The sequence below is a fragment of the Paenibacillus protaetiae genome (assembly GCF_004135365.1).
Lineage (GTDB): Bacteria > Bacillota > Bacilli > Paenibacillales > Paenibacillaceae > Paenibacillus_AP > Paenibacillus_AP protaetiae.
Window position 1 is genome coordinate 3,589,559 of sequence record NZ_CP035492.1, and the last position, 23,405, is coordinate 3,612,963.

At 48.2% G+C, this 23,405-nt stretch carries 20 protein-coding genes; 18 read left to right on the forward strand and 2 right to left on the reverse strand.

From position 1 onward, the window contains the following. Nucleotides 1–95 precede the first annotated feature (95 nt). The 16 genes from ET464_RS16560 to pseC all read left to right on the forward strand — a co-directional run bounded on the left by ET464_RS16560 (nucleotide 96) and on the right by pseC (nucleotide 16,530). Nucleotides 96–863: a flagellin N-terminal helical domain-containing protein gene (locus ET464_RS16560; protein WP_129442867.1), complete on the forward strand. Its 768-nt coding sequence runs from the start codon at nucleotides 96–98 to the stop codon at nucleotides 861–863. Nucleotides 864–1,002: 139 nt separating this feature from the next. Continuing rightward, a complete protein-coding gene (locus ET464_RS16565; protein WP_165280038.1) occupies nucleotides 1,003–1,359 on the forward strand; it encodes a flagellar protein FlaG in 357 nt (118 codons plus the stop codon). Between the two features lie 15 nt (nucleotides 1,360–1,374). Then, nucleotides 1,375–2,853, forward strand: a complete 1,479-nt coding sequence (gene fliD, locus ET464_RS16570) for a flagellar filament capping protein FliD (RefSeq protein WP_129442871.1) — start codon at nucleotides 1,375–1,377, stop codon at nucleotides 2,851–2,853. 17 nt (nucleotides 2,854–2,870) lie between these two features. Continuing rightward, a complete protein-coding gene (fliS, locus tag ET464_RS16575) occupies nucleotides 2,871–3,272 on the forward strand; it encodes a flagellar export chaperone FliS (protein WP_341869710.1) in 402 nt (133 codons plus the stop codon). Beyond that, complete coding sequence (gene fliT / locus ET464_RS16580) at nucleotides 3,272–3,598, forward strand: flagellar protein FliT (protein WP_129442875.1); 327 nt, start codon at nucleotides 3,272–3,274, stop codon at nucleotides 3,596–3,598. The genes fliS and fliT overlap by 1 nt, the downstream gene beginning before the upstream one ends. A 121-nt stretch (nucleotides 3,599–3,719) precedes the next feature. Continuing rightward, complete coding sequence (locus tag ET464_RS16585; protein WP_129442877.1) at nucleotides 3,720–6,011, forward strand: motility associated factor glycosyltransferase family protein; 2,292 nt, start codon at nucleotides 3,720–3,722, stop codon at nucleotides 6,009–6,011. Continuing rightward, nucleotides 6,001–8,238 carry a motility associated factor glycosyltransferase family protein gene (locus tag ET464_RS16590; RefSeq protein ID WP_129442879.1) on the forward strand — a complete coding sequence of 746 codons (2,238 nt, stop codon included), beginning with the start codon at nucleotides 6,001–6,003 and terminating at the stop codon, nucleotides 8,236–8,238. Before ET464_RS16585 ends, ET464_RS16590 begins: the two co-directional genes overlap by 11 nt. 145 nt (nucleotides 8,239–8,383) lie before the next feature. Beyond that, entirely contained in the window at nucleotides 8,384–9,436 is a 1,053-nt protein-coding gene (locus ET464_RS16595) for a UDP-N-acetylglucosamine 4,6-dehydratase family protein (protein WP_129442881.1), read from the forward strand. Between the two features lie 19 nt (nucleotides 9,437–9,455). Beyond that, nucleotides 9,456–10,175, forward strand: coding sequence for a cytidylyltransferase domain-containing protein (locus tag ET464_RS16600; RefSeq protein WP_129442883.1), 720 nt, complete (start codon nucleotides 9,456–9,458; stop codon nucleotides 10,173–10,175). Between the two features lie 62 nt (nucleotides 10,176–10,237). Further along, complete coding sequence (locus ET464_RS16605) at nucleotides 10,238–10,939, forward strand: WbqC family protein (RefSeq protein WP_129442885.1); 702 nt, start codon at nucleotides 10,238–10,240, stop codon at nucleotides 10,937–10,939. A gap of 90 nt (nucleotides 10,940–11,029) precedes the next feature. Beyond that, nucleotides 11,030–11,929: a hypothetical protein gene (locus ET464_RS16610; protein WP_129442887.1), complete on the forward strand. Its 900-nt coding sequence runs from the start codon at nucleotides 11,030–11,032 to the stop codon at nucleotides 11,927–11,929. A gap of 15 nt (nucleotides 11,930–11,944) precedes the next feature. Continuing rightward, entirely contained in the window at nucleotides 11,945–12,607 is a 663-nt protein-coding gene (locus ET464_RS16615) for a class I SAM-dependent methyltransferase (protein WP_129442889.1), read from the forward strand. A 20-nt stretch (nucleotides 12,608–12,627) separates the two neighbouring features. Then, complete coding sequence (locus tag ET464_RS16620; protein WP_129442891.1) at nucleotides 12,628–13,293, forward strand: class I SAM-dependent methyltransferase; 666 nt, start codon at nucleotides 12,628–12,630, stop codon at nucleotides 13,291–13,293. A 17-nt stretch (nucleotides 13,294–13,310) separates the two neighbouring features. Further along, the gene (gene pseI, locus ET464_RS16625; RefSeq protein ID WP_129442893.1) at nucleotides 13,311–14,363 is read left to right on the forward strand and encodes a pseudaminic acid synthase; all 1,053 of its coding nucleotides are present in this window, start codon (nucleotides 13,311–13,313) and stop codon (nucleotides 14,361–14,363) included. A gap of 14 nt (nucleotides 14,364–14,377) precedes the next feature. Beyond that, a complete protein-coding gene (locus tag ET464_RS16630) occupies nucleotides 14,378–15,325 on the forward strand; it encodes a dTDP-glucose 4,6-dehydratase (RefSeq protein ID WP_129442895.1) in 948 nt (315 codons plus the stop codon). Nucleotides 15,326–15,354: 29 nt separating this feature from the next. Beyond that, nucleotides 15,355–16,530 carry a UDP-4-amino-4,6-dideoxy-N-acetyl-beta-L-altrosamine transaminase gene (pseC, locus tag ET464_RS16635; protein WP_244226575.1) on the forward strand — a complete coding sequence of 392 codons (1,176 nt, stop codon included), beginning with the start codon at nucleotides 15,355–15,357 and terminating at the stop codon, nucleotides 16,528–16,530. 73 nt (nucleotides 16,531–16,603) lie between these two features. Here pseC and ET464_RS16640 read toward each other — a convergent pair whose 3' ends face one another. Continuing rightward, a complete protein-coding gene (locus ET464_RS16640) occupies nucleotides 16,604–18,568 on the reverse strand; it encodes a tetratricopeptide repeat-containing glycosyltransferase family 2 protein (RefSeq protein ID WP_129442897.1) in 1,965 nt (654 codons plus the stop codon). A gap of 23 nt (nucleotides 18,569–18,591) precedes the next feature. Beyond that, nucleotides 18,592–20,118 carry a glycosyltransferase gene (locus ET464_RS16645; RefSeq protein WP_129442899.1) on the reverse strand — a complete coding sequence of 509 codons (1,527 nt, stop codon included), beginning with the start codon at nucleotides 20,116–20,118 and terminating at the stop codon, nucleotides 18,592–18,594. A gap of 271 nt (nucleotides 20,119–20,389) precedes the next feature. Between ET464_RS16645 and ET464_RS16650 the strand changes: the two genes are divergently transcribed. Both ET464_RS16650 and ET464_RS16655 read left to right on the forward strand, forming a co-directional pair. After that, the gene (locus tag ET464_RS16650; protein ID WP_028599014.1) at nucleotides 20,390–20,587 is read left to right on the forward strand and encodes a cold-shock protein; all 198 of its coding nucleotides are present in this window, start codon (nucleotides 20,390–20,392) and stop codon (nucleotides 20,585–20,587) included. A 619-nt stretch (nucleotides 20,588–21,206) separates the two neighbouring features. Beyond that, on the forward strand, nucleotides 21,207–23,360 hold the full coding sequence (locus tag ET464_RS16655; protein WP_165280039.1) for an S-layer homology domain-containing protein: 2,154 nt from the start codon (nucleotides 21,207–21,209) through the stop codon (nucleotides 23,358–23,360). Nucleotides 23,361–23,405: the final 45 nt, after the last annotated feature.

Below are 23,405 nucleotides of genomic sequence, written 5' to 3' on the forward strand. Positions count from 1 at the left end.
GATATATGTAATAGCGCTGATGAAGGGCGGCCGACCTGTAGTCAGCTACCACAAGGATGTGGGAACTATACAACCATTCAGGGAGGAATTTTACAATGCGTATTAACCACAATATTACAGCTATGAACACGCACCGCAACATGACGCTGAACAACACGGCTGCGGGCAAATCGATGGAAAAACTGTCTTCCGGTCTTCGTATCAACCGTGCGGCTGACGATGCAGCTGGCCTGGCAGTATCCGAAAAAATGCGCGGTCAAATCCGTGGCTTGCAACAAGCTCAAAAGAACGTTCAAGACGGCGTTTCCTTCGTACAAACGGCTGAGGGCGCAATGAACGAAGTTAGCTCCATGCTGTCCCGTATGAAAGAGCTGAACGTACAAAAAGCGAACGGCACTTACAGCGACACTGATAAATCGAACATCAACCTTGAGCTTGATCAACTGGGTTCGCAAATCGACAAAATCATGTCCGATACGAAATTTAACGGTATCGCAATTACTTCCGGCGCGACGATCCAATCCGACGATGCTTCGCAACAAATCGCTATCGGTTCGATCACGACTGCATCTTTCGTTGGTTTGTCGTCTGCTAAATCTCTTACTGACGTTGAAACAGCTATCACGGCTGTATCGACTGAACGCGCGAAACTGGGTGCGGTTCAAAACCGTCTGGAATATACGTCCAACAACCTGGGTACGACTACTGAAAACCTGAGCGCTTCCGAATCGCGTATACGTGATACCGATATGGCGTCGGAGATGGTTAACCTTACGAAAAACAACATCCTGCTTCAAGCTTCGCAAGCAATGTTGGCTCAGGCAAACTCCCAGCCTCAAGGCGTATTGTCCCTGCTTCAATAGTAGCATTTCCAAAAGAAGAGGCCTTAGATTATCTGAGGCCTCTTTTTTTATATCCTCTCGCGCCAAATGCGGCTAATAATATCCTATTTAATTACCGATAGATAAAATAGATGACACTGAATGAGGTGGAATCATGACGATGAATATTTCATCGATAAACAATGCGGGAGGTTATCCTCCAGACCGCTATGCGGCTAACCCGCCTGCAACAAAGGAAATGGCAAGAGGAACGGAAGCGCTGGCGGATAAAGACACGGCATCCGGTTCGAACAACGATTCGCAGCAAGGCAAAGATGCGAGCAAGTTCATTCAATCGCTTCAAGGGCCGGATACAACCGTGGAACGGTCGGTCCATGAAGGAACCAATCATATTATTTATAAGGTGAAAGATAAAGAGACAGGCAAAATTTTGCGGGAAATTCCAGAGGAAAAACTGCTCGATATGGCAGCGAAGCTAATGGAATTAAACGGCATGATGATTGACAAGAAGGTGTAAGGGAGGCAAGCAGATATGACCGTACGAATAACAGGGATGGCTTCCGGTCTCGATGTGGACAGCTTGGTCCAGCAAATTATGAAGGCACAGCGGACGACCTATGACAATATGGTCAAAAAGAGGACCAAGGTAGAATGGCAGCAGGAAGATTATCGTACGATGGCATCCAAAATTGTAGACTTCCGTAACAATAAGCTGGCATCGTTTAATTTGTCCAGCGCCATCAGCGCGAAAACGTCCGAGTTAAGCGGCGATACCAACGCGATCTCCATTAATGCCACTGCGTCAGCCGCTGCAGGATCGCTGAACGTAAATGTGCAGAAGGTTGCGACTAGCGGCAATCAGATCTATACCTATTCAGCAACTGATAAAACAGCCAGCCTAGCAGACCTTGGATTTACAACAGACCCGCTTAACGCGAATAATGTTCAAGTAACGATTAATAATCAAACAGTATCAGTCGATAAGACGCTTCACTTGGCTGATCTTGCCAGTGCCATTAACTCCAGTGCGAACAAATTAAAAGCGACTGCGCTTTACGATGAAGCGTCGGGCCAGTTCTCCCTTTCAGCCACTGAGACAGGGGCTAACAAACTGAATCTGGATGCGAAGTTTGCCAACAAAGGAACGGCTTCAGCACCTGTAAATGGGCAAGACGCTGTTGTTACGGTTAATGGCATTACTTATACGCAGTCCAGCAACAAGTTTTCGGTTAACGGGTTTGATTTTACGGCTAAAAATGTATCGGCTTCAGGTGGAACAACGATCACGGCGAAGCAGGATACCGATAAAATCGTCGATACGATCAAATCGTATGTCACCGAATACAACAATCTTATCAGTGCGATTAATTCCGAGCTTGATGAAACCGTTAACCGGGATTACAGCCCGCTTAGCGACGATGAGAAAAAAGAAATGTCCGACGATGACATCAAGATGTGGCAGGACAAAGCGCGCAGCGGCTCGCTGCATAATGACAGCACGCTCAGCATGCTTGTATCGGAAATGCGTACTGCTAATACCGGTTTGATTGCCGGCATTAAAGATGCCAACGGCAATCCGATTTCGATTGGTATTACAACGGGCAGCTATACGGAAAAAGGCAAGCTGGTACTGGACGAAAGCAAGCTGCGTGAAGCACTGGAATCCAATCCGGATGAAGTAATCAATTTGTTTACGGCCAAAAGCAGCGATACATCGCCGGGCAGCGCGACCTCTGGCGTATTTGCAAAACTGCAAACGTCCACGATGAACGCATTGACCAGCATGTCTACTATTGCGGGTACATCACTTACCAGCTCGGATGCTACGGCGGCATTCCTGGAAAATTCATTGCTCAGCGATCAGATTCGCGACATGAAATCCAGCGAGTCAAGCATGCTGGATCGTCTGAACGATATGGAAGACCAGTACTATAAGCAATTTTCCGCAATGGAAACCGCCATTAACAACTTTAACAGCCAGTCTTCTTCACTTGCAGGGTTATTAAGCTAAAGGAGTGACATGATTTGTTGAACTCGCCATTACAACGTTATCAGCAGGCTTCCGTCCAAACGGCTAATCCGGGCCAGTTGATTCTGATGTTATACGACGGAGCAATCCGGTTTACGAAGCTGGGGATTGAAGGCATTACAGCCGGAAAATATGATATGGCCAACACCAACTTAAAGAAGGCGCAAGCGATCATTCATGAGCTGACAGCCTCCTTGAATCATAGCTATGAGATCTCCAAAGACTTGGCTCAAATTTATGAGTATTGGCTGCATCGTCTCATTGAAGCCAATTTGAAGAAGGAAGTTCAGCCTGCGGTCGAGATTTTGAATCATTTGGCAGACATGCGCGAATCTTGGAAGCAAATCATTAAAGGGTCGGCGGGAGCCGGACAATCCCCGCTGGAAGCGAGCTCTGTATAATGTCGGAACTTATCCATCAGCTATGGGACAGCACACAAGAAACCGTATCCGGCCTTGGCCAGGCAGAGCCTGAATCGTTGATTGCTTTAATCGAATTGAGGGACCAGGTTTTACGTTATGCACAGGAACAGACGGTATTAACCGAAGACGAGAAACGAATGCTGCAGCAAATCGGCGAGTTTGACGCGGTAATCGTGGAACGCATGCAGCAGCTGCGGGATGAGGCTTCGAATCAAATACAGAAAATCCGAAAAACCCGCATGCAAAAGCAGGTGTACGAGAAGGCTTATGATTATGGAAGCTTTTTTGTAGACAGACGCAAGTAACCAAGAAAGCCGCTGGAGAAATGACTCCAGCGGCTTTTGCGTATGGAAGTATAAGGAACTTACAATGCGCTGCCGGCTAACCGATATAAAGAGATAAGAAGCAAGGGGGCAGATCTAATCTATGGAGCAGAAATCGCTGCAAGAAGGCATAAACGCCATTCTGATGGATATCAAACATTTTTTGCCGGATCTTATTGCTGCATGTGAAGTTGTGGAGCCGATGTTCTATTCAACCCCTGACGATAATACTTGGCAGCAATTCGGAGAAATTGTAGAAGGTATTGACGATTTGTACAGGACATTAAATACAGTATCCTCAGAGCTTGGTCAACCGACCGCTTATTCCGTTCTGCAGAAGGATATACAGGAAGCGGCTGCTCAGTTGGAGCGGCATTTTCAACGTTTAAACGATTATGTCGATCAAGAGGACTATACCGGCGTCAGCGATTCCATTTACGGCGAGTTTATTCCGTTTTTTCGCCGATTGTACAATCAGCTGGGTGAAAGTGCCGCCGATTGCAACAGCCGCTTTGAACGGAATATGCGGTTTTTGGAGCAGCGTTTTCCTGCCGTATACGCCGAAGTCAACGGATGTATACCGGATGATTCGGAATTCGGGCACTACCAAATCAGCTATAACCATGATGGAACACCGAATGTAAGGGTTGCTGCAAACGACGCAGCTGTTTTTTTGTACAGCCGCTACAATACAGCCCGTGAAGTAAAGCTTTGGTTAAACACCTTGCCGGACGGGGATGCCCATACCAGTGCCTTGTTCTATGGCTTTGGTTTAGGTTATCATCTGCAGGCTTATGCACAGACTTACCCGCATCGCCGTTTGTCGGTGTATGAGCCAGATACCGTATTGTTTCGGACGGCCATGCAAGTGGTTGAGCTTGAGCAGCTGTGCCAGAGCATAGACCTTGCCGATTTAGTCGTGGGAAGCGGGAAGGCCGAACGGGACAGGATGTTTTTCCGGTTTTTGAAATATTTGAAGGGCGAGCCGGCTCTGTTGGCTTTGCCTGTATACAATCGGCTTTATGCTGCGGAAGCCAGCCAATTTGCCAAGGACGCGCAGTATGCAATATTTAATTATTACAGCGGGTTAAAAACGTATAAGCGGTTTGGACTGGAGTGGCTGACAAACAGCTTGTACAACTTGAAGGCGACTTTAACAACGCCGTCCATTAAAGGGTTGAAGCATAAGCTGAACGGGGTTACTGCCGTTATTGTAGGCGCTGGTCCTTCTCTGGAAGCCGATATTGAGTCGTTAAGAGCATTAAAGGATCATGCTTTTATTATTGCGGCAGGCTCGTCGATTCAATCTCTGCTGCATTATGGGATAGAGCCGCATCTCATTGTTTCGATGGATGGCGGCGAACCCAATTATGCGGCCTTTAAGGGGCTTAACTATCAGCATATACCGCTGCTGTATACGCCGATGATTAAATACCGTATTATCGACGAAAAGCCGGAGCGGCTGATCCATGTTCACTTCTCGAATGATGCTGCAACCAGGCACATGATGGAGTGGACGGATGAGGACGTTATATTTACTCCAAACCATTCCGTGACCGGCACGGCTATTCAAGCCGCGATATATATGGGCTGCAAACGAATTGTATTTACCGGACAGGATTTGTCATATCCGAACGACCAATTTTATGCGCCGGGAGCCCGCCATGCCAGTGAAGAAATTCTTTCATCGCTGATTGATCATGCTCAGCTTACGATCGAGAATGTCAACGGAACTTTTAACCGTACGAATAACGGAATGCGCACAACGCTTGCCGATATCGAAGACTTGCTGGCTGAGCACCCGGACATCGAGTTTATGAATACATCAAGCATGGGCGCCAAAATTAAGCACACCGTTTGGCTGCCGATGCGCGACGTGGTTGAGCAGCTAGGGGAGTCTTCTTTCGACTTTGCGCTATTTTTACGCGAGCTGGGCAGCTTGCAGCTGTACGATGAGGAGCGGGTTGCCCAAATAGCTGCCAAAGCTGCGCAGCTTCCCCAGAACGTCAAGGATTGCCAGCATCATTTGGAGCGTATTTTGAATTCTTTGAAGCAGACGCTTTCGCTTGGCAGTACGAATGAACAGAAATGCCGAGAGCTATTCGCAGAAATGGATGTGTTATGGGGACAGGTCGTGAGCTCTCCTGCGTTTATGTCCGTATACTTCCTGCTGTTCCGAAATGAATTCAGCCAATTTGAGCGGGATTTGCCTGAACTGCTTCACGAGGAGCAAATGCTTAAAAAAGCGGAGCTTGCTAAAGAAATTTTTCAGCCGCTAATTCAAGCCATGCTGGAACGCACGCCTGAATTGCTCGCGATAACGGAAGAATGTAAACGAAGAGTGCAGGAAGCATTTGCTGGAACTGTGCAGGAGGATAAAAAGATTGGAAAATAAAAGGCTGCAAGAAGAAACATTACAGATTATGGAAGCCATACGGCCGTTTTTACCGAATCTAGTGGAGGCATGCACAGCTTTAAGCGATTTGCTTCACGATGCCATGACGGAGCAAAGCTGGCAGCGGCTCGGAGAAGTGGTTGAAGGTATTGATGATTTGTACAAAACTTTAAGCAGCGTAGGAGAGCAAGCAGTTCAATACGGATTGCTGCGCCAAGCAAGCTTCGACCGCACCATGAGTGAGATTGAAGGCTATTTCGGCATCTTGAATCAACGAATGGACCAGGAAGATTATATCGGTGCCGGCGATTGCCTGCTGTACGAGCTTGTGCCGGTTTTTCAGCGAATTGCCCGTGAGCTTGGCGACAGCGAAGCGGTTAAGGAGCAGCGATATGCAGCGAACATGAAAGCATTAGCGCAGCGATTCCCGGCTCTTTATGCCGCTGTTCGTGAAGCTGCAGCAGGCAACGCGGTACAAACCGAATACAGCGAAAACTGGATTCCCGTCTTTGCTTTGCGGGAGGAGGGCAGGCAGCTGAGCGGCTACAGCCGTCTGAATCCGCTGCGGGAAACCGAACGTTGGGCAAGCAGCTTTCAGGCTGTACATGCTGCTGCGGTAAAGATGGCCTTGTACGGATTTGGTTTCGGGTATCATGCGCTTAGTTATGCGGGCAGGTTTCCCGATCATGATTTGTATATTTATGAACCTCGGATGGATGTGCTGGCAGCGGCGCTGCGGGCAGTCGACTTGACGGGATTGATTTTATCGCCGCGTCTCAAAGCATTTAGCGCCGGTTCCGGCTGTGCAAATCTTGAAGAGTTGATCAAGCTTTTTGCTGAAAGCGACGGCGAACCGAGAACAGCGGTTGTTCCGCTGTATGAACGCCTGGACCGGCAAGGGGCGCAATGGTTTGTAGAGCAGGCCCAGATGAAAGCATTACATCATATCAATTTCATCTACAACTATAAACGGTTTGGCATGGAGTGGACTCGGAACAGCTTGTATAATGTGAAGCCGGTATTGGATACGCCGCCTATCGCAGGGCTCCAGAACCAATTTCAAGGTATAACCGCCGTTGTGGTTGGCGCTGGCCCTTCTTTAGAGGCGGATATTGAATGTCTGCGCCGGCTGCGAGAACATGCAATGATCATTGCGGCAGGCTCGACCATTCAATCGCTGCTGCATCACGGTATTCAGCCGCATGCCGTTATTTCGATAGATGGTACGGAATACAATTATAAAGCTTTTGAACGCTTGGATTTAAACGGGATTCCATTGTTTTTTGCTCCGATGATTGAACACCGGATTATAGAAAGCAAACCAAGCGGCTTATATCACTTTTTTATCAAAGGCGACTCTGCAATTGAATATTTAATGGATGTGCAAAACAATCCGGACTACTTTCAAAGCACCTATTCGGTTTCGGGAACAGCTATTCAGGTGGCAGCTTTTATGGGGGCAGCGGAAATTGTATTGGCCGGGCAAGACTTGTCCTATCCGTCCAATGCGATTTACGCGGCAGGTGCAGAGCATGTTTCTGCGGAAGTCGCGATGGGGCTTATCGCTGAAGCCGATAGGACCGTGCCCAATGTGAAGGGCGGGGTTAACCGCATTGATGCGCGTCTGCAGGCAACCTTGTACAATATGGAAGAGCTGATTGGAACATTTCCTGACATACGTTTTGTGAATACCTCCAGTCTTGGCGCACGAATCCGTCATTGCGAATGGATGCCGATGGAAGCTGTGCTTGCAAAGCTGCAGGAGCAAGGCGTTGTTTTTGACGAGAATGAATGGGGACGAAAGCTGGCCGGGCTGGAGCATTATGACCGGGAGCGGATAAAACAGATAACCGGGAAAATCGCCGGCTTGCTTGGCCAAATGGCGGACACCCGGACGGACCTGGCATTGCTGATTCAAACGATCGGGCTGCTGGAGCAGACAGAGAAGAGCCGGCTGGATCAGTGTAATGAATACATGGACAGGATTGACGAGATTTGGGAGAGGGTTACGGCCGGCGATCCGTTTCAGACGCTTTATTTGCGGGCTTGCAGAAGCTCGATCAAACAATACGAAGTCAGCCTGCCAGAACTGAAGCATGCAGCGACAATCCCCGACCAGGCCCGATTTTATTCGGAGCGGATGAAACCGCTTGTTCATGAAATGATGGACAGCTGGGGACCGCTTTCCGATATCGTCTTAGAAATCTGCAGGCGTTTGGAGGCTTAAGCCGTCTCCAAACGAAGTTGGAATAAAATGGACTAGGCCGCCAGGGGTGAATCCTGGCGGCTTATCTTATTTTATCGCACAATAAATCCGATATAAGGTATAGAGCTAGGGTACGTGTTTGCTACGGAGAGAGGGAGAATCAGGGATGAGCCGTTTTTTTGAAAACAAAAAAGTGCTGATCATCGGCGGAACAGGTACGATCGGGCAATCCCTGCTGGCGGCGATTTTAAAGGATAACCCGCAGGTTGTTCGCATTTTAAGCCGCGACGAATTTAAGCAATTCGAAATGCAGCAGCAGTATCGGGATTATCCTAACATTCGTTATTTAATTGGCGATGTACGTGATTATGAACGGGTAAAACGCGCCATGCAGGACATCGATTATGTGTTCCACTGTGCGGCAATGAAGCATGTCCCGTCATGTGAATATAATCCGTTTGAAGCGGTGCAGACCAATATTTTGGGCACTCAAAATGTCATTCAGGCTTCAATTGATTGCGGCGTGTCTAAAACCGTGTTTACAAGCACAGATAAAGCTATCGCCCCGACTAATACATACGGCGCCTCCAAGCTGATGGCGGAGAGGCTTATTTCCGCCGCGCAATATTATGGCAGCTCAAGCAAAACGATCTTTTCCGCTGTCAGATTCGGCAATGTGATGGGCTCGCGCGGGTCGGTTATTCCTTTGTTTCAACAACAAATCAGAGAACAAGGGCGGATTACGGTTACAAATAATGAGATGAGCCGGTTTATGATGACGAAACACGAAGCTACTGAGCTGACAATACAGGCCATGAAACTTTCACAGGGCGGAGAAGTTTTTGTTCTGAAGATGCCGGTGATCCAGCTGCGTGACTTGGCAGAGTGCGTGATCGAAGAAACGGTTAAAGGAACAGGAGCCAAACCCTCCTCTATTCGCATTGAAGAGATTGGACTGCGTCCAGGAGAAAAAATGTACGAGGAATTGATGACAGAGGAAGAAGCGGCTCATGCCATTGAGCTGGACAAGATGTTTGTCATCCTGAATCAGTTCGTAAGCCAACCTCAATATACCGGCGGCAAGCCCGCTGCTGTGCAAAGCTACAGTTCTCATAATCAAACCTGTTTATCCAAAACGCAGGTCAGACAGATGCTGCTGGACAATGAGTTAATAGCAGCCAAGAGAACTGCACGCTTCTCTATCGTAGAAAACATTTAATATAACTGGAGATATAGCTATGAATATTGTAATTATTCAAGCGCGAATGGGATCAAGCCGTCTTCCTGGAAAGGTTTTGCTTGAACTGGAAGGGCGAACTGTGCTGCAGCATGTTGTGGAGCGCTGCCGCAGCATTCAGCAGGCGGATCAGATTATTGTGGCCACCACCGTAGAGCCTGCGGATGATGCCATTGCAGCCGAATGCAACCGGCTTGGCATCCCTTTCTTTCGCGGAAGCGAGCAGGATGTGCTCGGAAGATATTATCATGCGGCTGTGCAGCATGAGGCGACCATCGTTGTACGCGTAACTTCGGACTGTCCTTTGCTTGATCCGTCTTTATGCGACCGGGTTATTACAACGCTTATCGAGAGCGGAGCCGATTACTGCAGCAATGATTTAACCCGAACCTATCCGCGAGGGCTGGATGTTGAAGCTTTTACGATGAGTGCTTTGGAAGATGCTTATTTGAACGCAGAGGAGCCGTACTTCCGGGAGCATGTGACGCCGTATCTGTACGAGCAGGGGGCAAAATTCAAACTGCACAGCGTGCAACATGATTTTGACGCCTCGCATTACCGCTGGACGCTGGATACCGAAGAAGACTGGCGGTTCATTCGCGAAGTTTATCGCCTGATGGGTGATGAGGCAGGTTATGCGTGGGAGGGGGCTGCACAATTGCTGCAGCATCATCCCGAGTTAATAGCGATTAATAAAGATGTCGTGCAAAAAACACGGTAGCGGAGCGCCGAAGCAAAAAGCCGCCCGCATTCTGCTGTAAGCAAGGAGAGTCCGTATACCATATGAAATGTGCCATCATGCAGCCGACTTATTTGCCGTGGACCGGTTATTTTCGAATGATTAATGAGGTAGACTTGTTTGTTTTTTTGGATGATGTCCAATTTGCCAAAAGATCCTGGCAGCAGCGCAATCGCATTTTGCTGCAGGGCCGGGAGCAGATGCTGACGGTTCCGGTGCTGACAAAAGGGAAACGGGATCAACGGATCATGGATGTGCAGGTTGACGATACGCAAGGCTGGCGGTCGGAGCATCTTCTTAAGCTGCAGCATGCTTATGGGAAGCATGCGCATGGCGCGGAAATATTGGAGCTGCTAGCACAAGAGCTCAGCGCCCCGGTTACAAGCCTTGCGGAGCTGAACATGAACCTAATTAAACGAATCAATGCAAGTTTGAAAATGGCTACGCCTATTCTTAGAAGCAGCGAATTGAATGCCGAAGGAAGCAAATCGCAATATTTAATTCATATTTGCCAAACCGTGAAGGCTGACAGCTACTTAAGCGCACCGGGTTCGCGAGCCTACATAGAAGAAGAAGGTTTATTTGCCAAAGAGGCTATTGCCGTTGAATATATGAATTATGAGCCATCCCCGTATCCGCAAAAAATGAGTGCGCAGTTTATTTCCCATATGTCGATCGTGGATCTCATTGCGAATGTCGGCTTTGAAGCCGCCCGGACGCATATACTTGGTGCCGCTTATGTCTAAAGCAGCAATCGCATTCATTGTAATGGCTGGAAAAACGATCGGGATGGGCATTACGCACGCAACACCGTTTTAAAGCAGCGGTTTCAAGCATTGTCGGACACTGATCCGCAGCTGTACGCCGTTGTTCCGCAGCAGGATGTTGAATTACATAAGGTTGACGGGGTATTTCCTTCCTTTGACGGCCTGCTGCCGCAGTTAATGGCATTAAAGCCGGAGAAGGTTGTAATTGACGGTCCCATTGACAAGCTGGACGTACACTTTTTGCAGAAGCTGCGATTAAACGGCATCCGGATTATGATCATTAATGACGCTAAGGAACGGCTTCCTTCGGATTGTTATGATGCCATGGTCTGCTGCAGCATTAAGTACGCCGGACAATCTGTCAATCAGACGCCGGTATATTTGGGGCCGGAGTACATTATACTGGACGACCGCTTTCAGAAGCTGAAAGCGGGAGAACGCTTTATTCCGCATGAGGCGCGCCGGCTGCTGCTTTCTTTTGGCGGTACCGACCCTGGCCGCATTACTCCGCTGGCTATTGATTATTTAAACCGGTGTGCTATGGAAGAGATCTTTCATATTGATGTCATTCTTGGAACATACAGCGAGCCTTTGGATGCTCGTCTTATCGAGTCGTCCCGCCATCACATTCAAGTATTCCGCGGTGTATCCGATATGGCGGAACGGCTGTACAAGACGGATATCGCCATTATATCCGGCGGAATGACGTTATATGAGGCTTGTTCGCTGGGCACGCCGGTTATGGCCATCAATCAGAATGAAGAACAGCAGGCTGAAGCAGCGGGCTTTGAAGCAGAGCAGGCTATTATGAATCTCGGATTGCATGAGGCATGTACGCTTAGCCATTTTTCAAAGCAGCTGAACCGGCTTCTGCGTGCAGAGACCCGCTTGGAGTTATCCCGCCGTGCATTGCGGACGATTGACGGCAAAGGTACGGACCGCATTATTGCCGCTATTGAATTGATGTAAAGGAAGTGCTGACGGATGTATGTAACCGAGCATCAGGAAAAATGGGAATTGCTCCATGCCCAAAACCAGTTCAGACTGAATTATCCCAGTGAACCGGTTATTCGGTTTGTCAAAGCGAATTTCAAACAGCCGGCCAAGCAAAAACTGCTGGATTTGGGCTGCGGCACGGGTCGTCATGTCGTATTTCTGGCTAATGAAGGCTATCAAACGACAGGAATTGATTTCTCCGCGGAAGGCATTGCCTATACAGCCGAACGGCTGCAAGCCTTTGGGCTGCATGCGGATTTAGTGACGGGATCTATATTGTCGCTCCCGTTTGAGTCCGATTCCTTTGACGGGATCATATCCGTTTCGGTTCTTTATTATTTTACGACGGAAGACATCCGACGGGCGGTTCAAGAGATTCACCGCGTGCTGAAGCCGGGCGGCAAAGCGTTTTTTGTCATTCGCCGAACGGATGATAAGCGGTACGGCAAAGGCGTGGAAATCGAGACGAATACGTTCCGGATGGACAGCGATTTCTCCAATGAACTGGGCATGACCATTCATTTTTTCAGCGAGCAGGAACTGGCTGTCCTATTTAGCGGATTTTCCGACCTTTCCATCGGATTCTTAAAAGAAGGATTTGCTTCCTTAACGGAATGTGATGCCGATTTTCTTGTAACGGTCACCAAGTAGAGGGAAGGGATGATAGCCGGATGTATCTTCAGCAGCAAGAACAGAAGTGGGATGTTCTGCACCGCAATGAAAATTTAAGACTCAAATATCCAAGCGAGCAAGTGATCCGCTTTATAAAATCCAGCTTCAAAGGCAGCCCGGAAAACTTCCATATTGCAGACCTGGGCTGCGGCTCTGGCCGTCATGTCTTATTTTTATTGAATGAGGGCTTTCGGGTTTCGGGGATGGATATTTCCCGCGAAAGCATTGATTACTTAACAGGGATTGCTGCGCCATACCGGAACAAAGCGGATTTGCAGCAGGGGAGCTTGACGGAGCTGCCTTACAGCGATGCTTCGCTTGACGGCGTGATATGCCATGGTGTTCTGCTGTATTTGAATGCTGATGATATTCAGAAGGCGATTGGCGAAATTCACCGCGTTCTGAAGCCGGGCGGCAAAGCCATTATTGTTGTGCGCAGCATTCATGACATGAGGTATGGCAAAGGAACGGCAGTAGAGGAGCATACCTATCAATTAACGGATAACTTTACGAATGAAGAAGGTATGGTGATGCATTTTTTCACCGTAGAAGAAATTCACCGGCTGTTCCGGCCGTTTGCTTCCATGCAAATAGGGATATCCGAGATGTCGATGGGTTCCCTGGAACAATATAATTCGGACTATATTGTCATCGTAACCAAATGAATAAAGGAGCGAGCTTAATGAACGAATTTGCAATCGGGGGCCGTTTGATCGGCGCGGATCATCCGCCATTTATTATTGCGGAGATGTCCGGCAATCATAACCAGTCGCTGGAGCGGGCTTTGGAAATTGTGGAGGCTGCGGCTAGAAGCGGCGCTCATGCTTTAAAGCTCCAAACCTACACGGCCAAAACGATGACGCTGGATATTCATGAAGGAGATTTTTATATCGAGGATCCTTCCAGCCTATGGAAAGGAAGCTCGTTGTATGATCTATATGAAGAAGCGCATACGCCATGGGAGTGGCATGAGCCGATCTTCAAGCGCTGCAAGGAACTTGGGCTGCTGGCATTCAGTACGCCGTTTGATGAAACGGCTGTCGATTTTCTGGAAAGCCTGGATGTTCCCTGCTATAAAGTAGCTTCCTTCGAAAACACGGATATCCCGCTGATCCGGAAAATTGCCTCTACAGGCAAACCGATCATCATTTCGACCGGCATGGCTTCCGTCGCTGAACTGGAGGAGACGGTTAAAGCAGCGAGGGAGGCGGGCTGCCCGCATATTTGCCTGCTGAAATGCACAAGCACGTACCCTGCTACCCCGGAGAGCACGAATCTATTAACCATTCCTCATTTGAAGGAAATGTTTAATGTGGAAGTGGGGCTCTCTGACCATACGATGGGGGTTGGTGTATCGGTTGCAAGCGTTGTGTTAGGCGCTTCCGTTATTGAAAAGCATTTTACATTATCCCGAGCGGACGGCGGGGTGGATTCGGCTTTTTCGATGGAGCCGCATGAGATGAAAGCGCTGGTGGAGGAAACGGAGCGGGCATGGCAAGCCATCGGCAAGGTATCGTACGGTCCGACAGAGAAGGAGAAGCCTTCGTTAAAGTTCCGCAGATCGTTATATGTCAGTGAAAATATTCGTGAAGGCGAGACATTCACTTATGAGAATGTAAGAGCAATCCGCCCTGGCTTTGGCCTGCCGCCAAAACATTTGGATCAAATCATTGGAAAACAAGCAAAACGCGATATCAAGAAAGGCACGCCTGTATCTTGGGACTTGTTAGGCTGACAGGAGGAGACAACATGAACATATTGCTCACCGGCGGAGCCGGTTTTATTGGACGCTGGGTAGCCAAGCGTCTGCTGGATGAAGGGCATGCCGTATGGATACTTGACGATTTATCCAATGGGCGAGAAGCCAACATTGAGGAATTCCGGGGACATGCCGGCTTTAAAGGGTTTATACAGGGCTCCATCCTGGACGAGCAGCTGCTGGACGGGCTGTTCACTGCGCATGCATTCGACATCTGTTATCATCTCGGAGCTTCGATTAACGTGCAGGACTCAATTGATGATCCCCGCACAACTTTTAATAACGATACGGTAGGCACGTTCTATGTCATGGAACAAGCGCGCAAGCACCAGGTAAAGGTTGTTTTTATGAGCACCTGCATGGTATACGACCGCTGTACGGATGAGACGGGCATTACGGAAAGCCATCCCATTAAACCGGCTTCGCCGTATGCAGGCTCCAAAATCGCGGCCGAAAACATGGTGTTGTCCTATTATTACGCCTACGGACTGCCTACGGTTGTAATCCGGCCGTTTAATACATACGGCCCCTTCCAGAAGACGGGCGGCGAAGGCGGCGTCGTTGCGATTTTTATTAAAAACAAGCTGGCCGGCAAAGACCTTAACATTTACGGGGAAGGTACGCAAACGCGCGATCTGCTGTATGTAGAGGACTGCGCCCGCTTTGTGGTTGAAGCGGGATTCTCGGATGCAGTGAACGGCAAGATTGTAAATGCCGGATTGGGCCGGGACATTAGCGTTAATGAGCTGGCGAAGCTTATCGCCGGTGACGAAGCCCGCATCAAGCATGTGGAGCATATCCATCCGCAAAGCGAAATTCAGAAGCTGCTCTGCAATTCGGCGAAAGCGAAGCAGCTGCTGGGCTGGGAGCCGCAAGTATCGCTGGAAGAAGGCATTGCTAGAACGGAACGCTGGATCATGTCAACGGATTTGATCTGATATCCCGACCGGAGAAGGAGGCATCTGCCATGAACCGTATGATGGCTGCCAGAGACACATATTTACCATACGGAAAGCAATGGATTGACGAAGAAGACATACAGGCTGTCGTGGATGTGCTGAAGGGTGATTTCATTACGCAAGGCCCTGCCATCGAACGGTTTGAAGCCAAGGTCGCCGAATACGCGGGTGTCCGGTATGCCGTTGCTTTCTCCAATGGAACGGCTGCCTTGCACGGCGCTTGTTATGCGGCGGGTATTCAGACCGGGGACGAAGTCATTACAACGCCAATCACCTTTCTTGCCAGCAGCAACTGTGCGCTATATATGGGAGCGACACCGGTATTTGCCGATATTGACGGCGAAACCTACAATATTGATCCAGATCAAGTCAGCCGGCTTATAACGAGCCGGACCAAAGCGATTATACCGGTCGATTTTACCGGCCAGCCGGCCGATATCGAGCGGATCATGAACATTGCGCAGGAAGCGGGACTGGTGGTAATTCAAGACGCGGCTCATTCGCTAGGCGCTTCGTTCAACGGACGCAGGATCGGCAGCATTGCCGACATGACCATGTTCAGCTTTCATCCGGTTAAGCATGTGACATCCGGCGAAGGCGGCATAATTGTAACCGACAACGAGGCCTATTACCGCAAGCTGCAGCTTTTTCGCAGCCATGGCATGACCCGTGACGAGAAGCTTATGCAGCGCAACGATGGGCCTTGGTATTATGAAATGGTTACGCTGGGGTACAATTACCGGATGACGGATCTGCAGGCGGCGCTAGGCGCATCGCAGATGGATAAGCTGGACCGGTTTGTCCAGCGCAGAAAAGAAATTGCAGCCGCTTATACGGAAGCGTTTGGCGGTTATGAAGGAATCATAACGCCCAGACAGCATCCGCTGGCTGATTCGAGCTGGCACTTGTATGTGCTTCGCTGGGATGAAGCGTTCATCAACGGAGGGAGAAACCATGCCTTTGATGAGCTGAGAAGCCGGAATATCGGCGTTCACGTTCACTACATCCCGGTCTATAAGCAGCCTTATTACCAGGAGCTGGGTTATGGCAATGAGTTGTGTGAACAAGCGGAACGCTATTATAAGCAGGCAATGACGCTGCCGGTGTTCCCGGCAATGACGGATAACGACGTCCACGATGTCATTGCGGCTGTTTTGGAAACGAGGAGCAAGCTGCTGAAGTAAATGATTGCGCTGGAGCGGACTTGCGCCAAAAGAAAGAGCATCATCCTTATGGACGATGCTCTTTCTTTCGGCGCTAGGAGACGGCCAGTGATTTTACAAATGGCAGTTTGTTATAGCGCGAATGCTCGAATTGGAAGTTTCTCCACGCTTCCTTCTTCTTGGCGGGGTCTAAACAATGCTGCAAGTAAAGCAAATGCAAGCGGGCTTTTTCCTTCGATTGGCCGATGGCCAGTTCCAAATAACCGAGTGCATCCTCAATCAGCCCTTGGTTCAAATGGTATAACGCCAAATTTTCACAGCTTATCGCGCTTGCTGTCTGCTCATTGAGCAACAACGAATAATAACTTCCGGCAAGATCATATTCCTTTTTTGTATAAAAGAAGTTTGCAAGATGGTTAATGACCTCGGAGCTGTTAAAACGATTGACGAGCTCGTCGTAAAGCTCATATAAGCCTATCGTAAAACAGAAGCTTAATAGTTCAAATAGTTTCTCCGATACAGGATAATCAGGTTCAAAGCTAATTTGCTCGCCGTCGATTATTTTGCCGTAAAGCTGAAACAGCGGGTTCTCTTCTGCCCCTTCAAACGCTGCAAGCTCCTTTAAAAAAGAATGGTCCGGCCAAACTAGCGAAGCTGCGGCGCTATATTGCAGCAATGTATCATCCAGCGGCAGTTTATCAGCATATTGCCGGAAAGTGTTCGTAAACGCCGATTTGTCGTTGTGAAGCAAGCCGTATAACAATTGATCAATTGGCCGGACTTGTACATCATCTTGAAGAAGAAGCTCGCCATAATGAGCAGAAAGTTCTTTAGAACCGACGCTTAAAGCAATTTTGTACAGTACAGCATGCTGTTTTCTTTCATTGCCAAGCAATTCCTGAAGAAAATGGATGATGGATTCCGTTGGCTCCGACAACAAAAGCAGTTCTGCCAGCTGCTTGAGTGCCGCATAATGGCTTGGGTTTTGCATTAACATTTTGGTCAGGTAATAGGTCTCCTGCTGAATATCATTTTCCTTGGACGATATTCGCTGCAAATAGTGCAGTGGAATTCCAGCTCCGTAATCAGCGTTGATCAGCCAAAACATTTTGTTCTGCGCTGCATTTTTCTCTGCAATGGCAAGTGCTTCTTCAAATGCCTGCTTGGCATGCCGGTAGAAGCCAAGCTGATAATAAACGAGTCCTTTCAAGCATTCGTATTCGGGATAACTGCTCCAGCGGGAAACCCGGCTTTCAATTAGCTCCCATGCATCGCTAAGCTTGTCAGTCTGCAAATAACATCGAATAAGCGCAACTACACAGTTTTGATACCAAGGCTTGTCGAAATAATTGGGGTTTTTGTTCGCCTTGTCAATGGATCGTTTATAGTAATAGATCGCTTTATCCATGTCTAGTTTCATGGCATATTCGTTTCCAACCGTAAATAGGTCATAGACACTGTAGCTTTTATTTTGTTTCATGGACTGAAAGATATTAATGTTACGCGCGTGCTTGTCCTTCTTTTCCAGGACGTTCTCCAAATAACCGGTATGATACAGCGGAACTGGACAATCAGCAGACTCCAAATGATGCCCTTGTTCGGAGATCAGCTGTTCATGAATGGGGCGGTGGTAATAAATATTAAAGCGATTAGGAAAGATGCGCGAAACTTTGGCGCTGGAAATGGTGCTCTCCGCAAGGGAGCTTCCGACAAAGTTCAAAATATCAATGGTAAAGATACGGTTAGCCTGTGGAATTTGCTGCTCCAGAAACGATCGAAGGGCAAGTACGTCTGTACGGTCAAAATATTCATCTGCGTCTAAGACCAGAATCCACTTACCGTTTGCTTTGCGGATTCCTTCATTACGAGCTGCCGAAAAGTCGCCGATCCACTTAAAATCATAGATTTGGCTTGTATATTTTGAAGCAATTTCTTTGGTCGAATCTGTGGATCCGGTATCTATAATAATAATTTCATCTGCAATTTCCTTGACACTGGACAAGCAGCGGTCAAGTACGTTTTCTTCGTCTTTGACAATCATACATAAAGATAATAACAAGGAATTCCCTCCATTCTGCGGGCTTACTGGCCGAGATGATTGATCAGAGCCAGCAATTCTTCATCCGGATTCGGTATTTGGCTGAAATACTGGTTGGCAAGGGTATGCTCGCCCATCGTATGGAGCACATAACCCATATTGTACAGCGCATCACTATGCTGAGGAGCGAGTTGCAGCGCTTTTTGCAAAAGAGGAATGACATAATCATACATTTGCAAGTTCCAGCAAACAATTCCAAACAAAGTGTATCTATCGCTGCGCAAATCCTTTTCGCTAAAAAGCTCAATAATGGCCATAACCGCTTCAACTGCAATCCCATGCGGTTTAATTATGGAGACTGCAAAAGATTCGGCTTGCTCAAAAGAAAAACCGTTTGCCAGCTTTTCGATTGAAGCGATCAATATTTCCGCAGCGACCTTTATTTGATAAGGTGCGATATACAGATCATTGCCGAATGAAGCTTTCGTATAAATAATGGACTCGATCATAACCGCTGCCACCTGCTCCAAAGCAAATGGTTCAATGGATTGAAGACATGCCTGGGGAGAAGGCAATGCTTGTGTGCCTTCTATGATTTGTTGCAGCCATCGCTGCAGAGCGCCGGAATCGCCTACCGGATAGAGCCAGCCATTAACGCCATGGATAATAATATCATCCGGTCCGCCGCATGAGGTTGACAGGACCGGGATTCCGCGGGCAAGCGCTTCAATTAGCACCATGCCGAATCCTTCATAGTCCGAACTTAATACGAGAAGAGACGCTTCCTTCACTTCAGCCCAAGGATCTTCCTTCCAGCCATTCCATTGAATCGAATCTGAGATGTGAAGCTGCTCTGCCAGCTGTTCCAAAGCTGCCCTGTCATCGCCGTCACCGATAATTTGCAGTTCCCAATTTTGCACAAACTGGAGACTGCGGAACAATACATCCAGGCGTTTCGGGTTATTATCTATTCTTCCGATATATAACAATTTGGCCGGGCCTTTTTGAGGGCGTGCAACCATTTCAATGAAGCGGGCATCAATCGGGTTACCCACATAATAGATAGGAGCAGCCGCTGGAAGAGCAGCCTCTATTTTTCGTCCGATATCACGAGAGATAACCATATGAGCGTCGCTATATTTCATAAATTGAGCTGCTTCTTGCCCGAATGCTTCCGGCGGACCATGAAGCCAGGAAATAATGGGCGGACGGTTACCTGCCTCTAAATGATTTAGCGCCAAATTGCAAACCAGGCCGATTAGAGGCGTATGCGCAGCAAGGACAACATCGGGACAGCCCAGCTCCTCTAGCAGGCTGCGGTAACCGGCAGCAAAGCGCTGCACCTCCACTTGAAAGAATGGTTTGGAATCCGTATCATCTAATGCTTCCGGAGGCAAAGCGTAATAATAATTTTCAGGAAGCGTTTCGCTCCATTCCTTATACCGAGGGGGCAACGTTTGAAAGACGCGAACACGATGTCCGCGTCTTTTCAGCTCTTGGCTTATATTCGTAACAACGGTTTCCAAACCTCCGCGGCCTGATGCGATTCCAAGAACAATATCGATTATCATAGATTCACCAAGTTTTCAGCTGTTTTTGTTACTATTATCGACATACGCCTGTTGAAATGTTAGCGGATACGGGTAAAAAGCAGCATCCATTATATTCCACAATAGATGTGGTGCCAAAAGCCTGCGATCGGGTACAAACTTAGGCAAGAAGCATTTGAATTCGCTTTCAAAAAATTGTTTGACAATTCTAAGTCCTCGATGTTATAGTCAAAATGTGGGCCAATATACAGTTCGCCTCACAGTCATTTGAAGATGAAGGGAATGTATGTGAATGCAAGGTAAAGTAAAATGGTTTAACGCAGAGAAGGGTTATGGATTCATCGAAACGGAACAAGGCGGCGACGTATTTGTTCATTTCTCCGCTATCCAATCCGAAGGCTTCAAAACTCTCGAAGAAGGCCAATCGGTCGAATTCGACATCGTTGAAGGCGCACGCGGTCCACAAGCTGCTAACGTAGTGAAACTGTAATTATCCGGCTTCTTATTAGCCGATTTATAGTTTGATTATTCGTGCCGAAACAAACGCGGCTCCAGGGATTATTCCCTGGAGCTTTTTTTGTTCCTCTGTTTAATTCCCCTATGCCAACGGTCCCAATGGCGACTTCAATACCACCGACATCAAACGATAAAATGTATATTTTTTCCTCTAATACCTTCGACAAATAGTGACAGCTTCTGCACAGAAAACACGATATAGTTTGTCCTTGTAAAGATAAAAAAGCTTTAATACCCACATAAATAAGTCTATAGGCATTTTACTATAAAAAAACATGTCGAAACGACTACTCCAAGATATGCAGAATCAATCGCCCTCCTTCTACAAAATACCTACTTGTCTCGCATTATTTTACATTTTTTTACTTGATTTTCTAACGTGCGGCTTATTAAAATAAGAGTCGGAATAGTTAAAAATGGTATAAATGTAGACTTGACAAAAATAGTATAGGAACTAATGGCATACATATTCGGAAAGTTAGATGGTTCTATAGAATTACATTCAAGCACGTGACTTCCCGAAAATCATGGATAGTCTGCATTTATATCCGGAACGGTTGTGGTTTAACATTTCTAAAAAAGGTGGAAGACGAATGCTGAGAAAAAAATGGATTATTTCAACGGTTGCTGCTAGCCTTGCTGCAAGCGCATTTGCCGGTATCCCGTTAAGCAGCAAAGGGCTGGCGGAGAAAGCGGGTTTTGCTTCTGTCGCCTTTGCATCTGCTGCATCTGTAACGACTGACACGCAGCTGGATGATTTGTTTGCGGAACTGCAAACATACTATGAAGCTTTGAAAAGCGTAGAAGGCGGCATTCAAGCTGCAGTTGCTGCCCGCGCGGATCTTGTTGCGATCTTGAATGAGAATCCTGCCATTCTGGCTCCGGTTACGGATAAGCTGAATCTGACACCGGCAGACAAAGCCGTATTCAGAGCGTTGTTTGAAGACGCTGCATCGGTAGACCTTTCTTCGATTGAAGCAGCAGACTGGCAGGGCTATCTGGACAGGCTGCAGGACAAATACGGCGGCTTCCTGAACGGATTGGACAGTTCCATTAACGATTTGACGGTGTCTGATGTTGTTCAGGTTGTACTGGCATTGCAGGCTAACGTATTTGATCTGATTGGCGATCTGGATATTGAAAGTGCAGATGACCTGCTGGATTTGTCGGACAGTCAGAAGGATGCTTTGAAAACAGCTGTTTCGGATGCGGTTAACTCCAATGCAAAGGTTAAGGCTGTTTTTACGCATTATGAAATCGGCTATTCCGATGTAGCTCAGGTGGGACAAAACCTTCGGGATAACCTCAACTTCAGTACGCTACGCAATGTAAGAAACGCGCTCAACGCATTCATTGCCGCTTACAACAAGGTGAACGGCGATGATGATGGCGACGGTGAAATTATTATCGGCGGCGGAGGCGGTGACCTCGGCGGCATTGAATTGCCGAAGTCTGTAACGGCCTTTGAGAGCGAGATGGAAGGTTTGGCTGCCAAACTGGCAGCTGCTTCTCCAGCGGAGAAAGCTGCTCTGCTTGCTGAAGCCGTGAAGAAAGCTCAGGCTATCGTAGACAGCTTGTCCAATGTCAATGCTGCAAAATACGTATCCATTAACAACGGTCAAGCTGTGCTGAAACTGGATGATGAAGCGATCGGGTCCATACTGGCCGGTCTCGGCAAAGTAAACGAAGTGCTGAAATCGCTGGGCGTAACCGGCGCAGAGCTGCCTAAGCTGTCGCTGAAGCTGGATTTGGGCAGCGGTCTGCCGAATTCGGTTGCTGCGAACTTGTCGGATGATCTGGTAAAAGCTGCGATTGCGAACGGAGTAACGGAAGTACAGGTTGTGGAAAATGGCCTGAAGGCATCACTTCCGCTCGGCGGCGAACTTAACGGGGCGATTTCGTTTGGCGTTCAGACGCATCAAGCTGATCCGGCCGTAACTGGGGGTCTTCAATCGGCTTCCGGTGTCTATGATTTTACTTTGGCCGTTAACGGCAAGCCGGTAACATCGTTCAGCACGCCGATTGTGGTCAGCATTCCGCTAGGCTCGCTTGACGGCCTGGATCAGGAACTGCTGTCTGTCGCCAAAATTGTTGACGGCAAGCTGCTATTCCAAGGCGGACGTGTACAAGGCCATTCCATCGTAGAAGCACGCGACACCTTCTCCTCGTATGTCGTCGTTGAGAATAAAGTAACATTCAGCGATATTGCCAGTGTGGAAGCTTGGGCAGGACGCGCGATTCAAGTGATTGCCGCCAAGGGAGCAATTGAAGGCAAATCCGAAGGCGTATTTGCGCCAAAAGATCAAATAACCCGTGCTGAATTCGCTAAAATGCTTATTCGCGCGTTTGACCTGGAGAATGGTGCTGCTAAGGAAAACTTCAACGATGTGAACAGCGGCGACTGGTTTGCGTCTTATGTAGCTGCAGCGGCTAAGCTTGGCATCATTAATGGCCGCACGGCAACGGAATTTGCGCCTAATGCAACCATTACGCGTGCAGAAATGGCTACAATGATCGCCCGTACGCTGAAAGCCGTTCAAGGCTCGGCAGCGGCTGTTAACACGGACAATGTACTGGCTCAGTTTGCGGATGCTTCGTCCATCAGCTCGGCTTTGAAAGACGGTGTTGCTTATGCGGCAAGCCAAGGCATTGTCGAAGGCAGCGGCGGCAAGTTCCGCCCGAAGGACAGCGCAACCCGTGCTGAAGCGGCTGCAATGATCTACCGTGCTTACACAAGCGCCGAGTAATCGGCAAAGCTAAAAATCAGTTTCTTCCTCTCGGCTTCGATTGAA